Origin of the sequence: Streptomyces sp. NPDC047014, assembly GCF_040644195.1 — a bacterium.
Taxonomy (GTDB): Bacteria; Actinomycetota; Actinomycetes; order Streptomycetales; family Streptomycetaceae; genus Streptomyces.
Genome location: NZ_JBEYVX010000122.1, coordinates 1 through 14,376, shown reverse-complemented (window position 1 = coordinate 14,376; position 14,376 = coordinate 1). Strand labels below are relative to the sequence as shown.

Here is a 14,376-nt window from a genome sequence, read left to right as displayed (position 1 = left end):
GGGGCTGGATTTGGGCCGACGGGGCTGGGACCTGGGAGGGGCCGGATTTGGGTGGCGGTGCGGGCCCGTGTGCGCGGGGCTCTGCCCCGGACCCCGCGCCTCAAACGCCGGCGAGGCTGGATTTGGCGGGGCTGGATTTGGGCCGACGGGGCTGGGACCTGGGAGGGGCCGGATTTGGGTGGCGGTGCGGGCCCGTGTGCACGGGGCTCCGCCCCGGACCCCGCGCCTCAAACGCCGGCGGGGCTGGAATTGGGCGGCGGGGCTGGAAGTGGTCAGCGGGGCGGGATCCGGGCGGGGCTGGATCTTGAGGGCTGGGATTCGGCTCGCGGGGCTGAACAGGTCTCGGTTCGGGGTTGGGGTGGTGATGGACACAGGTCAGGGGGTCGGAAACGTGGGTATGCTCGCCGCCATGCCCACGCCGCCCTCCGCCGTATCGCGGGACGAACCCGTCATACGGGACCGTGGTGACGCCTGCCCCGGTGCGTTGCGGCTGCACGCCGCCGACGACGGGTTCCTCGCGCGGGTCCGGATCCCCGGGGGAGCCCTCGGTGTGCGACAGGGGGAGCTGCTGGCGGTGGCCGCCGACCGCTTCGGGGACGGACACCTGGAGCTCACCTCCCGCGGCAACGTGCAGCTGCGCGGGCTCGCCGACGGGTGCGGTGCCGGGCTCGGGGAGCTGCTGGACGCCGCCGGGCTGCTGCCCGCGCCCGCGCACGAGCGGGTACGGAACATCGTGGCCACCCCCACCTCCCCGGCGGTGCTGCCCTGGGTCCGCGAGCTGGACCGGCTGCTCTGCGCGAACACGCGGGTCACCGCCCTGTCCGGGCGGTTCCTGTTCGCGCTCGACGACGGGCGCGGGGACGTGGCCGCCCTGGAGCCGGACGTCACCGTGCTCGGGCGGCCGGACGCCCCCGGCGAGCGGGTCCTCGTACGGCTCGGGTCCGCCGCCGGAGCCGTGGCCGTCGCCTCGCGGGACGCGCCGCGGGCCGCACTGCTCGCCGCCGAGTACTTTCTCGATGCCGTGGACGCCGCCGGGACGCGGGCCTGGCGTGTCGGTGAGCTGCCGGGGCAGTACCGGCTCGAAGAGGGCGTGTTCGCGGCCCGGTTGACGGGGGCCGGGATCGGGGCCGCGGTGGTGGAGGCGGTGGAGTGGCCGTACGCCGCGCCGCCCGCGCCCGGAGCCGGCGATCCGCTGTGCGTGCTGCCGCCGTTCGGCCGGCTGAGCACCGCCCAGTGGCGGGTCCTCGTGCGGCTGGCCGAGGGGGACGGGATGCGGATCACCCCCTGGCGTACCGTCGTACTGCCGGACGCGGGCGGCACCGACCGGCTTGACCTGCTGCGGGAAGCCGGGCTGGCCTTCTCGCCCGATACGGCCTGGCGGTCCGTCACCGCCTGTGCCGGGCAGCCCGGTTGTGCCAAGTCCCGGGCCGACGTACGGGCCGACGCGCGGGCCCTCGTGGAGCGGACGCGGGGGGAGCTGCCCGTGCACTGGTCCGGCTGCGAGCGCCGCTGCGGACACCCGCGCGGCACGCGGTGGGTGGATGTGCTCGCCGCGGAGGACGGCGGCGCGTACCGGCTCTCCGTCCAGGGCCGGGAGTGGGACCGTCCCGCCGATCTGGCCGCCGCCCTGTCCGCCGCGCGTGCGACCACCTCAGAGCCCCAGCCCGATACCGACCCCGCAGTGAAGAAATGAGCGAGTACACCGTGTTCCAGTACGAGAAGGACGGCGCCGCGATCTACCGCCAGTCCTTTGCCACGATCCGCGCCGAGGCGGATCTCTCCGGGCTGCCCGCCTCGGTCGCCCAGGTCGCGGTGCGCATGATCCACGCCTGCGGGATGACCGATCTCCCGCAGGACCTCGGGTACACCCCCGAGGTCGTGCTGCGGGCCCGGGCCGCGCTGGAGGCGGGCGCGCCGATCCTCTGCGACGTGCAGATGGTGGCCAGCGGGGTCACCCGCAAGCGGCTGCCGGCCGACAACGAGGTGATCTGCACGCTGTCCGACCCCTCGGTGCCGGAGCTCGCCGCGCGGATGGGTACGACGCGCAGCGCCGCCGCCCTCGAAGTCTGGCGGGACCGGGGCCTGTTGGAGGGCTCGGTGATCGCCGTCGGCAACGCGCCGACCGCGCTCTTCCGGCTGCTGGAGATGATCGAGGAGGGCGCCCCGCGCCCGGCGGCCGTCATCGGCGTGCCCGTCGGCTTCATCGGCGCCGCCGAGTCCAAGGACGCCCTCGCCGCCCACCCCTCCGGGCTCGACCACCTGATCGTGCGCGGCCGCCGCGGCGGCAGCGCCATCGCCGCCGCCGCCCTCAACGCCATCGCGAGCGTGGCCGAATGAGCGCCGAGCAGCCCACCGCCGACCGGACCACCGCCCCGCAGCCCACCGCCGACCGGACCACCGCCGACCAGGCCACGCCCAAGGGACGCCTCTACGGCGTCGGCCTCGGCCCCGGCGACCCGAATCTGATGACGCTGCGGGCCGTCGAGGTGATCGGTCAGGCGGACGTCGTCGCCTACCACAGCGCCCGCCACGGCCGCTCCATCGCCCGCTCGATCGCCGCCAAGCACCTGCGCGAGAGCCACATCGAGGAGCCGCTGGTCTACCCGGTCACCACCGAGACCACCGACCACCCCGGCGGCTACCAGGGCGCGATGGAGGAGTTCTACGCCTCGGCCGCCGACCGGCTCGCCGCCCACCTGGACGCCGGGCGGACCGTGGCCGTGCTCGCGGAGGGCGATCCGCTCTTCTACAGCTCGTACATGCACATGCACAAGCGGCTCGCGGAGCGGTACGAGACCGAGGTCGTGCCCGGTGTGACCTCGGTCAGCGCCGCCGCCGCGCGGCTCGGGACGCCGCTGGTCGAGGGCGAGGAGGTACTGACGATCCTCCCCGGCACGCTCCCGGAGGACGAGCTCACCGCCCGGCTCGCGGCCACCGACTCGGCCGTCGTGATGAAGCTCGGCCGGACCTTCCCCGCCGTGCGCGGGGCGATGGAGGCCAGCGGGCGGCTCGCGGAGGCCCGCTACGTCGAGCGCGCCACCATGGCCGGTGAGCGCACCGGCTCCCTCGCGGACACGGACGCCGGCAGCGTGCCGTACTTCGCCGTCGCCGTCGTGCCCAGCCGGATCGGCAACCCGGGCAGCGTGCCGTCCGGGCCCGGCGAGGTCGTGGTGGTCGGCACCGGCCCGGCCGGCCCGCTGTGGCTCACCCCGCAGACGCGGCGGGCGCTCGCGGACGCCGAGGTACTGGTGGGGTACACCACCTACCTGGACCGGGTGCCGGTGAAGCCGGGCCAGGTCCGGCACGGCTCGGACAACAAGGTGGAGTCCGAGCGCGCCGAGTTCGCCCTCGACCTGGCCCGCCGCGGCCGGCGGGTGGCCGTGGTCTCCGGCGGCGACCCGGGCGTCTTCGCGATGGCCACGGCCGTCCTGGAGGTGGCCGCCCAGCCGGAGTACGCGGACGTGCCCGTCCGGGTCCTGCCGGGCGTGACCGCCGCCAACGCGGCCGCCGCCGCGGCCGGGGCGCCGCTCGGCCACGACTACGCGACGGTCTCCCTCTCCGACCGGCTCAAGCCGTGGGAGGTCATCGCGGAACGCCTGCGCGCCGCCGCCGCGGCCGATCTGGTCCTGGCCCTCTACAACCCCGGCTCGCGCAGCCGCACCTGGCAGGTGGCACAGGCCCGCGAACTGCTGCTGGAACTGCGCTCGCCGCAGACCCCGGTGGTCGTCGCGCGCGACGTGGGCGGCCCGGAGCAGTCCGTACGGATCCTCACGCTCGCGGAGCTGGAGCCTTCCGAGGTCGACATGCGCACGATCCTCCTGATCGGCTCCTCGCAGACGCGGCTCAGCACCCGCCCCGACGGCACCCGCCTCACCTGGACCCCCCGCCGCTACCCGTGACCGGCCGCACCGGCCTCCGCCCTCTGCGGCGGGGGCCGGTTCAGGAAGCCGTCCGCGGGAGGCGGAAGAGGACGTTCGGGCGCAGGGGGCCCTCCGGGGCGTCCGGGTCGTCGAAGTCCTCCGCCGGGTCGCGGGTCATGCCGAGGCGGGTCATCACCGCCTGCGAGCGGAGGTTGTCCGCGGTGGTCACGGCCAGGACCTCGGGGAGACCGAGGACGTCGAAGGCGTGGGACAGGACCGTGCGGGCGGCCTCCGTCGCGTAGCCGTGGCCCCAGGCCGGGCGGGCGAGGCGCCAGCCGGTCTCGACCCCGGTGAAGGGCATGTTCCCGTCCACCTCGTCCAGGCCCGCGAAGCCGATGAACGCGCCCGTGGCCCGGACCTCCACCGCCCACCAGCCGTAGCCCCGCCGGTCGAAGGCGGCCTCGAACCGCCGGACCGACGCCTCGCTCTGCTCGCGGGTGAGGAGGGCGCCCAGATGGCGGCGTACCTCGGGGTCGGCGTTCATCTCCGCCCACGGGCCGAGATCGGAGTCGCGCCAGCGGCGCAGCAGGAGGCGGTCGGTACGCAGTTCGGTCATGCTCCCCACCCAACGGCAGCCCGCGGCGCCGGGCAACGCCTTTTCCTCAGGGCCGCGCCCCGCCCGCCGGTCCCCGGCCCAGCAGCCAGTCCAGGACGGCCTCGACGGAGCCGGTCTCCCGTACGCCCTCCGGGACCGCCGGGCGGCGGACCACCAGCACCGGGATGCCCGCCTCGCGGGCGGCGGTCAGCTTGGGGGCGGTGGCCGAGCCGCCGCTGTCCTTCGTCACCAGGACGTCGACACGGTGCCGGGCGATCAGCTCCCGCTCGTCGTCCAGGCCGAACGGGCCCCGTGCGAGCAGGACTTCCAGACGCGGCGGCACCGGCGCCTGCGGAGGGTCCACCGAACGCACCAGGAACCAGGTGTCCGTGAGGTGCGCGAAGGCGTGCAGGCCCATCCGCCCGGTGGTCAGGAACGCGCGGGAGCCCAGGGCGGGCAGCCGGGCGGCCGCCTCGTCCAGCGAGTCCACGAAGGTCCAGTCGTCCCCCGGCTCCGGGGTCCAGCCGGGGCGCCGCAGCGCCACCAGCGGGACCCCGGTGAGGGCCTCCGCCTCGGCGGCGTGGAAGCTCATCCGCTCCGCGAACGGATGGGTGGCGTCGACCACATGGGTGACGTCGTGCGCGACAATCCACGCCGCGAGGCCCGCGATGCCGCCGAAGCCGCCGATCCGGGTGCCGCCCGGCGGGAGCACGGGCGCGGCGACCCGGCCCGCCAGCGACGTGGTCACCTGGCAGGACGGGTCGGCGGCCAGTGCCTCCGCGAGGCGGCGGGCCTCCGTCGTGCCGCCCAGGACCAGGACGTGACGGGCGGGGAGGGGCGCCGGTTCAGCAGACATGCCGGTCGCGCTCGGGGGAGTACAGGTGGCTGTCGCGGAACTGCTCCGCGCCGAGCGTGCGGCCCACCACGATCACGGCCGTGCGGACCAGGCCCGCCTCCTTCACCTGGGCCGCGATATCGGTCAGCGTGCCGCGCAGGATCAGCTCGTCGGGGCGGCTGGCCATCGCCACCACCGCCACCGGGCACTCGGCCCCGTAGTGCGGCAGCAGCTCCTCCACCACGCGGTCCACATAGCGCGTGGCCAGGTGCAGGACCAGCAGGGCGCCGCTGCGGCCCAGCGTGGCCAGGTCCTCGCCGGGCGGCATCGGGGTGGCCTGCTGGGCGATCCGGGTCAGGATGACGGTCTGGCCCACGGTGGGCACCGTCAGCTCCCGCTTGAGGGCGGCGGCCGCGGCGGCGAAGGCCGGGACTCCGGGCACCACCTCGTAGGGGATGCCCGCCGCGTCCAGCCGGCGCATCTGCTCGGCCACCGCGCTGAAGATCGACGGGTCACCGGAGTGCAGCCGCGCCACGTCCTGGCCCGCCTCGTGCGCCCGTACGCATTCGGCGACGATCTCGTCCAGGTTCAGCTGCGCGGTGTCCACCAGCCGGGCGTCCGGCGGGCATTCGGCCAGCAGCTCGCGCGGCACGAGGCTGCCGGCGTACAGGCACACGGGCGCGGCGGCCAGGGTCCGGGCACCGCGCACCGTGATCAGGTCGGCGGCGCCGGGGCCCGCACCGATGAAGTACACGGTCATGTCTGATCCTTCTCGTCCGTCGCCATCGCCATCGGCGTCGCCATCGCCGTCTCCGTCACCGCTCGCGCCGCCGTCACCGGCTTCGTCACCGACCACTGCGTGACCGGCATCGCCTGCCGCCAGCCCGTGAACCCGCCGACCGGGACGGCATGCGCCACGGCCAGTTTCACCAGCTCGCCGCCGTGCCGCCGGTAGCGCTCGGCGAGCACCGCCTCCGACTCCAGCGTGACCGTGTTCACCACCAGCCGGCCGCCCGGCGCCAGCGCCGACCAGACCGCGTCCAGCAGCCCCGGGGCGGTCAGCCCGCCGCCGATGAACACCGCGTCGGGGGCCGGCAGCCCCTCCAGCGCCCCCGGCGCCGAGCCGACGACCACGCGCAGTCCGGGCACGCCCAGCGCCGCCGCGTTACGGGTGATCCGCGCGGCCCGCTCCGGGACGCGCTCCACCGCCACCGCACGGCAGGAGGGGTGCGTACGCATCCACTCGATGCCGATGGAACCGGAGCCGCCGCCGATGTCCCACAGCAGCTCGCCGGGCGCTGGGGCCAGCGCGCACAGGGTCGCCGCCCGAACATGGCGCTTGGTGAGCTGCCCGTCGTGCTCGTACGCGGCGTCCGGCAGGCCGGGGGTTGCGCCCAGGCGCGGCGCCGGGTGCGCGCGGTCCCGGCGGCAGTCGACGGCCACCACGTTCAGCGGATCGCCCGGCGCGTGGTCCCAGCCGTCCGCGTGGCCCTCGTACGCGTCCTCGCGCTCGGAGCCCAGCTGCTCCAGCACCCGCATCCGGCTCGGGCCGAAGCCCCGCTCCCGCAGCAGCGCGGCGATCTCCGCCGGGGAGGCGGTCCCGGCGCTGAGCACCAGCACCCGGCGCCCCTCGTGCAGGGCGGCCGCCAGCCGGGCCACCGGGCGGCCCACCACGGTGACCACCTCGGTGTCCTCCACGGGCCAGCCCAGCCGGGCGCAGGCGTAGGACACCGACGAGGGGTGCGGGTGCACGCGCAGCGCGCCGGGCCCCAGCTCCTCGGCGAGGGCGCGGCCGATGCCGTAGAACATCGGGTCGCCGCTGGCCAGGACCGCGATCCGGCGGCCGGAGTGCTCGGCCATGAGCTTCGGGACGGCCGGGCGCAGCGGGCTCGGCCAGGCCACCCGCTCGCCGGGGCAGTCGGCGGCCGGCAGCAGGTCCAGCTGGCGCGGCCCGCCGATCAGCACCTCGGCCGAGGACAGCGCGGCCCGGGCGGCGGCGGTGAGCCCGGCCCAGCCGTCGGCGCCGAGGCCGACGACCGTCACGGGTGCGGGGGGCGGTGCGGAGCTCACTGCGCGGTACCTCGGGGACGGGAAGGGACGGAGGGCGGACCCGCAGCCTACTGGCCTGCGGTTCCGCCGTCCGCGCCCACCCTGGTACGGGCCGCCGCGGGCCCCGGTCTACGCTCGGTGGGCGACCGTGCGACGAGGGAGCTGCCATGTCCGGCTGGACCACCGCGAACATTCCCGGCCAGAGCGGCCGGACCGCCGTCGTGACCGGCGCGAACAGCGGCATCGGCTATGTGACCGCCCGGGAGCTCGCCCGCCGCGGGGCGGCCGTGGTGCTGGCCTGCCGCAGCGCCGCCCGCGGCCGGGCCGCCGTGGTCCGGCTGCGCGCGGAGGTGCCGGGCGCTGAGGCGGAGTTCCTGCCGCTGGACCTGGCCGATCTGGGGTCCGTACGGGAGTTCGCGGCCGCCTACGGGGAGCGGCGGGCCGCCCTCGACCTGCTGGTGAACAACGCGGGGGTGATGGCGCTGCCGTTCGGGCGGACCGCCGACGGCTTCGAGACGCAGTTCGGGGTCAACCACCTCGGGCACTTCGCGCTCACCGGGCTGCTGCTGCCACGGCTGCGGGCCGCGCCCGCCGGGGCCCGCATCGTCAACGTCTCCAGCGGCTTCCACGTCCTCGGGCGGATCCCCTCCGGGCCGGCCGGCCCGGCCGGGACCGGCGGGTTCGGCAGCGCGGACAGCGCGGCCGGCTACCGCCGCTGGAGCGCCTACGGCCGCTCCAAGACCGCCAATCTGCTGTTCACGCACGAGCTGGCCCGCCGCTTCACCGCCGCGGGCGGCCGGATCACCGCTGCCGCGGCCCACCCCGGCTACGCCTCCAGCAACCTGCACGCCGGAGCGGCCGCGCTGGAGGGCCGTACCCTCACCTCGCGGCTGGCGGCCCTCGGTGACGCGGTCCTGGCCCAGCCGACCGCCTCGGGCGCGCTGCCCAGCCTGTACGCGGCCACCGCGCCCGGCGTCGGCCAGGACGCCTTCATCGGCCCGCGCTTCGGCTGGCGCGGGGCGCCCGCGGCCTCCTGGCGGGCGGGGTGGACCCTGGACGACGCGGCCGGCGAGGAGCTGTGGGCGGCCTCGGAACGGCTGACGGGCGTCTCGTACGCGGCCCTGCCCCGCTGATACGGAGCCCTGCGCGGGCCGGGGCGCGCGCAGGCGGCCGGGCTCAGTGCTGCGTCGACCGCTCGTACAGGGCCCGCATCCGGTCGCCGAAGTACACGCTGTACGAGGTCTCGTCGTCGCCCCCGCCGTCCCGGCCGCCGATCACACCGATCAACGCGTTGCGCTCGGTCAGCACCGGGCCGCCGCTCGTCCCGTTGGGGACGTGCGCGCAGTCCAGCCGGAGCTGCGTGGGCCCCGCCGGGCGGGCCGTGGTCCGGCAGTCCAGCGGCTGCTCGGAGACGTTCGGGTAGCCCATGAGCCGGGCCGGCGCGGGCAGGGCAGCGCCGAAGGCGAGGGTCCGGGCGCCGGTGACGTCCTCCAGCCGCTGCCCGGGGAAGCCGGGGCGGCGTACGCGTACGAAGGCGACGTCCGCGTCCGGGTCCTGGTCCTCGGCCCAGGCCGGGTCCACGTCGATCCGGGTGGGCACCCAGACGCCGAAGGGCGCGACCCCGTCCCGGTAGCCCGGCACGAAGGCCAGGTTCGTCCGGAAGCCGCCCCCGTACACGCAGTGCGCGGCGGTGGCCACGAGATCACCGCCGGGGGAGTGCACCACGACCCCCGAGCAGTGGTGGTCGGGGTCGCCGTCGTTGCCGGGGGAGAAGAGCGCCCCGGCCGTGGGCTCGGCCGGGGCCGGGCGGGCCTCCAGCGGCTCGGAGGGCTGCCAGCCGCCGGAGCGGCGGCCGCCGCCGGGCTCGGCGAAGGCCGCGGCGTCCGTCGGGGGCTCCGGGTCCTCGCGGAGGATCCCGTCCCGCACGGCCGAGGCGGTCCGGTCCGCGCGCTCGGGGTCCTGCTGGTAGTAGCCCTGCGCGGGATCGCCGTCGGCGCGGTGGGCGGCGAGGGCGCGCAGCTCCCAGGCCACGTAACCGGCGCCCGCGAGGACCAGGGCGCACAGCAGCCCGATCATGACGGAGCCGCGGGCGACGGTCCGGCCGAGCCCCCGCCCCCGTTCCCGCCTCCGATCCCGCTCCCCAACCCTGCTGGACATCTGTCCCCTCCACCCGCGTACGCGTCCGACGCTCCGTTCGATGGGGGGATCCCCGCCCGGGTTCCGCGGCCGGCACGTGTCCGTCCTCACAACCCGCCCCACCGGCCCGCGCGTGCCTTCCGCCCGGCGCTCGCGGGCCGCCGCCAGGGCCGAACCGGGCGTTCCCCCCACCCGGCCGGGCGCACGGCGCTATCGTGCCCCGGGCGGGGCGAACTGCGCGAGGGGGCGGGGCGGCGATGCGTTTTCTCTTTGTCCACGGCACGGGGGTACGGCGCGAGCGGCACGACCGGCTGTCCGCCCTGGTCCGCGACGGGCTGACCGCCCGCTTCCCCGGTGCCACCGTCGACTCCTGCTACTGGGGCGACCGCTTCGGCGCCACCCTCGGCGCGGGCGGCCGCTCCGTGCCCGGCATGCGGCCCGGACCCGGCGCCGACGCCCCCGGGGACGCCGCCACCGCCGAATGGGCCCTGCTGCTCGCCGATCCGCTGTGCGAGCTACGGGTCCTGGCCGAGGCCGGCTTCGGCACCCCGGGCCAGGAGACCGGAGCCGATGCCCCGTACGAGGAGGACGACCCCTTCGCGATGCCCGGCGTGCGCGCCGCCGGAGCCGGGGTGCTCGCCCGGCTGGCCGGACTGCCGCCCGCTCCGCCGTACCCCGGAGACGAACTCGGCGCCCTGCTGCACGGCACCGGCCTCGCCGCCGGATACCCCGCCGCCCTGGCCTCCACCGCCGGCTCCGCCGAGGCCGCCCGCGCCGCGGAACGGGCCGGCGGCGCGGCGCAGGCCCGCGAGCTGGCCGCCGCCCTCGCCCGGGCCGTCGCCGCCGCCGCGCTGGCCGACGCCGGGGCCGACGCCGACTGCACCGGCGCCGAGCGCGACCGCCTCGTCGAACTGCTCACCACCCGGCTCGGCGGCGACGCCCGGGTCCCCGGAGCGCGGGCCGCCGCCGTCCTCGGCCGGCTCGCCCTGCGGGTCACCACGCAGCCCCTGCTCAACGCCTGGCGCGGCTCCCTCACCGCCGGCGCCACCCCCGCCCTCGGCGACATCCTGCGCTACCAGGCCCGCGGCCAGGACCTGCGCGCCTTCCTGCGCTCCCGGATCGCCGCCGCCCCCGGGCCGGCCGTACTCATCGGGCACAGCCTCGGCGGGGTCGCCCTGGTGGACCTGCTCGCGGAGGACGCCGCCCGCGGGGAGGCCGTGCCCGGGGTGGAACTGCTGGTCACCGTCGGCTCCCAGGCGCCCTTCCTGCACGAGCTCGGCGCGCTCGCCGCGCTCGAACCGGGCGCGAAGCTGCCGTACGGCTTCCCGCGCTGGCTCAACATCTACGACCGGCAGGACATGCTCTCCTACCTCGCCGGGCCCGTCTTCCCCGGCGACCCCCGCGTCACCGACCACGAGATCGGCAGCCGCCAGCCCTTCCCGGCCTGCCACAGCGCCTACTGGAAGCAGGACACCCTCTACGAGCGGATCCGGCGGGCGGTGAGCGGGGCGGAGGACGGGCCGGAGAGCGGGGCGGAGAACGGGCCGGTGAGCGGGTCGGGGGACGGCGCGGAGAACGGGTGATCCCCGCCTTCCTGCCCCCGGCCCTCGGACCGCAGCGCACCTTCGCGCTGGTCGCCGGGGTCGAGCGCTACGACATCAGCCACCGCTGGAACCTGCGCGGCCCGGCCCGCGACGCCCTGCGCTTCGCCCGCTGGCTGACCGGCCCCGCCCAGGTCCCGCCCGGCAACCTCCGGCTGCTGCTGTCCCCGCTGGACGCACCGGACACCCTCGACTGGTCGGACTCCCCGGCCATGGCCGCCCTGCGCACCGCCTGCCGGCCCGCCACCGAGGAGAACGTCAAGGCCGCACTGCTCGACGAACTCCCGCAGTGCGACGGGGACCTGCTGTGGATCTTCTGGGCCGGGCACGGCTACCTCGGCCCCCGCCAGGAGCTGATGCTGCCCTGCGCCGACGCCCGCCCCAGCCAGATCCGCCACCTCAACCTCGACTCGGCGCTGCGCTGGTGGCGCACCGACCTCGTCAAGCAGCGCAGCTTCCCGCTCCAGGCCGCACTGGTCGACTCCTGCCGCGTGGACGCGCCCCGCGACGCCCGCTGGAACTTCGGCACCACCGACTACGGCGGCGGGATCTCCGTCCCGGGCCGCCGGCAGTTCCGGCTCTACGCCTCCCGCGAGGGCGAGGCCGCGCAGAACGACGCCGAGCGCGGCGCGGGCCGCTTCACCGAGGCCCTGCTGCACGAACTCGGCGGGCACTCCGTCCGCGAGAGCGTCGGCGGGCTCCCGCTCGCCGCCCGCAGCATCCACCGCGCCTTCCAGGAGCTGCGGGCGCGCGGCGAGGGCTGGCAGCTCCCGCAGTTCGTCGTGGACCGGGACTGGGACGCCTGCTCCTTCCTCGACGAGGACCCCTCCGGAGCACTGCTGTCCGGCGCGGCCCGGCTCGACCAGCGGGCGTGGGACGGCCTCGGCGAGCTGTTCGCCGGACGCGAGCTGCCGCGCGGCGCGTACGACGCCTACGCGTGGGCGTTCACGGCGGCCGGCTGCACCACCCCCGTCGGCGGCGGACTGCCCGGGGACGGCCTGCTGGAGGTCGCCCAGGACCTGGACGAACGCCAGGGCGGGCGGGGCGGGATGCCGCTGGCGGTGCCCTTCGTACGCCACCTCGCGGACCGGGCCGCCGCCGAAGGAGACACCCGGTGGGCGCGGCGGCTGGGGGAGTGGGTGGCCGCCACCCGCGAACGCCTCGGCCTGCCCGTGCTGCCGCCGCCCCCGCCCCCGCCGCGCACGTGCGTGGTCCACGTCCGGCTGGAGGAGCCGCCCGGCGGGGAACCCGGCTTCCTGGCCCGGATCTGGCTGCGCGGCGACCGCACCGAGCAGGTCTGGGAGTCGGAGGGCGCGCCGGTCGCGCTGGACTCCGTACGCCGGGAACTCGTCCGGCGGCTCGCGCACCTGGGCGCCCCGCCGCAGGACGGCGACCGGTACGGGCGGCGGACCTTCACGGCCGTGGACCGGATCGAGTTCGACGTGCCCTACGCCCTGCTGGACACCGGCTTCGACCAGTGGCCGGTGCCCCGCGGCCCGGCCGGCCGGGCCCGCGCCCTCGGGCTGCTCCACCAGGTGGTGGTGCGCTGCCCGCAGGAGCGCGACGGCAGCCGCGCCGAATGGCACGCCAGCTGGCGCTGGCTGCACGGCCGCGGCGGACGGCACCCCGAGGCCGTCCGGGTGGTGGAGGAGCACGAGGTCCACGACGGGCTCGGCATGGAGCTGGCCGAGGGCCCGGCGCCCGCCTGCGTCCTGGCGCACACGACGGCCGCCCCGCACGCCGGGCTGCTGGAGGCTGTCATCGAGGGCGGCATCCCCGTGGCGGTCTGGCGGCGCGGCGGCGGCACCCCCGCGCCCGCCCTGCTCGACCTGCTCGCACCGGCCGGCCCCGACGGCCGCCCGGACCCGGGCGCCCTGGACGTGCTCGCGCTGCCCGCCCGCGTGCGCGAGATGCGCCGGGCGGCCGCCGGCGCGGCCGCAGCGGCCGTGCGCGCCTGCCAACGGCCGCCGGAAGAAGACCAGTTGGTGCTCCTGTGGGACGATCCCGACGACGCACCGGGCTTCCGGTCCCTGGCCTGACACCCCGACCACTGACGGACGGCGACACCGACACCGACGATGGAGGCAGAGGCAGTGGCGAAGGACTGGTGGCTGTACCACGGCAGCGGCCCCGGCGAGGACCGGCGCACCCGCCTGGAGACCGGATCCCCGCCGCCCTGGCGGGACTTCACCGGCCTCCCCGACCCCGGCTACGCGCCCCCCGGCTGCGCGGGACCGGCCTGGGAGCGCACCCGGCGGCGCGGCGAGGGCTACGTACCGGACGGACCCGAGACCGACGTCGTCAACACCGCCCTGCACCTGCGCAGGCCCCTGCTGATCACCGGCAGGCCCGGCGTCGGCAAATCCACCCTCGCCTACAGCATCGCCGCCGACCTCGCCCTGGGCCCCGTACTGCACTGGCCGGTCACCAGCCGCACCGTACTGCGCGACGGGCTCTACCTCTACGACGCCGTCGGCCGCCTCCAGGAAGCCGGCCTGGAGCAGCTGCGCACCCCGGGCACCACCGACCGGCCGGTCGCCGCGGGCGGGCCGTCGATCTCCCGCTACCTGCGCCTCGGGCCGCTCGGCACCGCCCTGCTGCCGCAGACCCGCCCGCGCGTGCTGCTCGTCGACGAGATCGACAAGAGCGACATCGACCTCCCCGGCGACCTCCTCACCGTCTTCGAGGACGGCGGCTTCCTCATCCCCGAACTCGCCCGCCTGGCCCAGGAGGAACCCGCGGTCGCCATCGGCACCGAGGACGACCCCGAGGCCACCGTGCGCATCACCCAGGGCCGCGTGCAGTGCCGACACTTCCCCGTCGTCGTCCTCACCAGCAACGGCGAACGCGATTTCCCGCCCGCCTTCCTGCGCCGCTGCGTCCGCCTCCACCTGGAGCAGCCCGGCCCGGAGAAGCTGGCCCGCATCGTGCGCCAACGGCTCGGCGTGGACATCGAGGAGCACGCCGAGTACGCGGACCTCGTCCGGGCCTTCCTCGACCGCGGCGCCGAGGGGGACCTGGCCACCGACCAGCTCCTCAACGCCATCCAGCTGCGCCTGGCCGGAGCCTGGTCCGCGCCCGCCGACCGCAGGCAGTTCCTCGACACCGTCATGCAGCGGCTGACCGGGCCCACGGCGTGATCGAGGACCTGCTCGCCGCGCTCGCCGCCGGCACCGAGGACGCGGCCCCCGGCCCCGGCATCGGGCCCGAGGAGATCGCCGACATCCTCTGGCTGGCGGCCCGGGTGGACCCCGCCGGGGCCCGCCCGCCGGGGGCGCCCGCCCCGTCCGGCGGCCCTGG

Annotated in this window: 12 protein-coding genes; 7 read left to right on the top strand and 5 right to left on the bottom strand. The window is 76.8% G+C overall.

The window, feature by feature from the left end; translation table 11 throughout:
* Positions 1–397: 397 nt before the first annotated feature.
* Genes ABZ873_RS32105 through ABZ873_RS32095 form a run of 3 tightly spaced genes read left to right on the top strand, consistent with a single transcriptional unit; the run spans position 398 to position 3,899 of the window.
* The gene (locus tag ABZ873_RS32105; protein ID WP_360879679.1) at positions 398–1,693 is read left to right on the top strand and encodes a cobalamin biosynthesis protein CobG; all 1,296 of its coding nucleotides are present in this window, start codon (positions 398–400) and stop codon (positions 1,691–1,693) included.
* A complete protein-coding gene (locus ABZ873_RS32100; protein ID WP_360879676.1) occupies positions 1,690–2,337 on the top strand; it encodes a precorrin-8X methylmutase in 648 nt (215 codons plus the stop codon). The genes ABZ873_RS32105 and ABZ873_RS32100 overlap by 4 nt, the downstream gene beginning before the upstream one ends.
* A complete protein-coding gene (locus ABZ873_RS32095; protein WP_360879673.1) occupies positions 2,334–3,899 on the top strand; it encodes a precorrin-2 C(20)-methyltransferase in 1,566 nt (521 codons plus the stop codon). The genes ABZ873_RS32100 and ABZ873_RS32095 overlap by 4 nt, the downstream gene beginning before the upstream one ends.
* 40 nt (positions 3,900–3,939) lie before the next feature.
* On the opposite strand, the gene ABZ873_RS32090 is transcribed toward ABZ873_RS32095, so the two are convergent.
* The 4 genes from ABZ873_RS32090 to cbiE are packed head-to-tail and all read right to left on the bottom strand — an operon-like array spanning position 3,940 to position 7,360.
* On the bottom strand, positions 3,940–4,476 hold the full coding sequence (locus tag ABZ873_RS32090; RefSeq protein ID WP_360879670.1) for a GNAT family N-acetyltransferase: 537 nt from the start codon (positions 4,474–4,476) through the stop codon (positions 3,940–3,942).
* A gap of 46 nt (positions 4,477–4,522) precedes the next feature.
* Positions 4,523–5,311, bottom strand: coding sequence for a cobalt-precorrin-6A reductase (locus ABZ873_RS32085; protein ID WP_360879667.1), 789 nt, complete (start codon positions 5,309–5,311; stop codon positions 4,523–4,525).
* Positions 5,301–6,050: a precorrin-4 C(11)-methyltransferase gene (gene cobM, locus ABZ873_RS32080; protein ID WP_360879664.1), complete on the bottom strand. Its 750-nt coding sequence runs from the start codon at positions 6,048–6,050 to the stop codon at positions 5,301–5,303. The genes ABZ873_RS32085 and cobM overlap by 11 nt, the downstream gene beginning before the upstream one ends.
* Complete coding sequence (gene cbiE / locus ABZ873_RS32075; protein ID WP_360879661.1) at positions 6,047–7,360, bottom strand: precorrin-6y C5,15-methyltransferase (decarboxylating) subunit CbiE; 1,314 nt, start codon at positions 7,358–7,360, stop codon at positions 6,047–6,049. The genes cobM and cbiE overlap by 4 nt, the downstream gene beginning before the upstream one ends.
* 146 nt (positions 7,361–7,506) lie before the next feature.
* Between cbiE and ABZ873_RS32070 the strand changes: the two genes are divergently transcribed.
* On the top strand, positions 7,507–8,472 hold the full coding sequence (locus tag ABZ873_RS32070) for an oxidoreductase (protein WP_360879658.1): 966 nt from the start codon (positions 7,507–7,509) through the stop codon (positions 8,470–8,472).
* A 43-nt stretch (positions 8,473–8,515) separates the two neighbouring features.
* Here the strand turns inward: ABZ873_RS32070 and ABZ873_RS32065 are convergent, their stop codons facing one another.
* Positions 8,516–9,496: a serine protease gene (locus ABZ873_RS32065; protein ID WP_360879655.1), complete on the bottom strand. Its 981-nt coding sequence runs from the start codon at positions 9,494–9,496 to the stop codon at positions 8,516–8,518.
* A 236-nt stretch (positions 9,497–9,732) separates the two neighbouring features.
* Between ABZ873_RS32065 and ABZ873_RS32060 the strand changes: the two genes are divergently transcribed.
* From ABZ873_RS32060 to ABZ873_RS32050, 3 genes are read left to right on the top strand one after another with little or no spacing between them, the layout of a single operon-like run.
* Entirely contained in the window at positions 9,733–11,058 is a 1,326-nt protein-coding gene (locus ABZ873_RS32060; RefSeq protein ID WP_360879652.1) for a hypothetical protein, read from the top strand.
* A complete protein-coding gene (locus tag ABZ873_RS32055; protein WP_360879650.1) occupies positions 11,055–13,115 on the top strand; it encodes a hypothetical protein in 2,061 nt (686 codons plus the stop codon). The genes ABZ873_RS32060 and ABZ873_RS32055 overlap by 4 nt, the downstream gene beginning before the upstream one ends.
* A gap of 39 nt (positions 13,116–13,154) precedes the next feature.
* Positions 13,155–14,216: a MoxR family ATPase gene (locus ABZ873_RS32050; protein ID WP_360879647.1), complete on the top strand. Its 1,062-nt coding sequence runs from the start codon at positions 13,155–13,157 to the stop codon at positions 14,214–14,216.
* Positions 14,217–14,376: the final 160 nt, after the last annotated feature.

Coding starts and splice junctions, on each gene's coding strand:
- ABZ873_RS32105 (WP_360879679.1), top strand. CDS start 398: ATGCTCGCCGCCATGCCCACGCCGCCCTCCGCCGTATCGCGGGACGAA.
- ABZ873_RS32085 (WP_360879667.1), bottom strand. CDS start 5,311: ATGTCTGCTGAACCGGCGCCCCTCCCCGCCCGTCACGTCCTGGTCCTG.
- ABZ873_RS32070 (WP_360879658.1), top strand. CDS start 7,507: ATGTCCGGCTGGACCACCGCGAACATTCCCGGCCAGAGCGGCCGGACC.
- ABZ873_RS32100 (WP_360879676.1), top strand. CDS start 1,690: ATGAGCGAGTACACCGTGTTCCAGTACGAGAAGGACGGCGCCGCGATC.
- ABZ873_RS32050 (WP_360879647.1), top strand. CDS start 13,155: ATGGAGGCAGAGGCAGTGGCGAAGGACTGGTGGCTGTACCACGGCAGC.
- cobM (WP_360879664.1), bottom strand. CDS start 6,050: ATGACCGTGTACTTCATCGGTGCGGGCCCCGGCGCCGCCGACCTGATC.
- ABZ873_RS32060 (WP_360879652.1), top strand. CDS start 9,733: ATGCGTTTTCTCTTTGTCCACGGCACGGGGGTACGGCGCGAGCGGCAC.
- ABZ873_RS32065 (WP_360879655.1), bottom strand. CDS start 9,496: ATGTCCAGCAGGGTTGGGGAGCGGGATCGGAGGCGGGAACGGGGGCGG.
- ABZ873_RS32090 (WP_360879670.1), bottom strand. CDS start 4,476: ATGACCGAACTGCGTACCGACCGCCTCCTGCTGCGCCGCTGGCGCGAC.
- ABZ873_RS32095 (WP_360879673.1), top strand. CDS start 2,334: ATGAGCGCCGAGCAGCCCACCGCCGACCGGACCACCGCCCCGCAGCCC.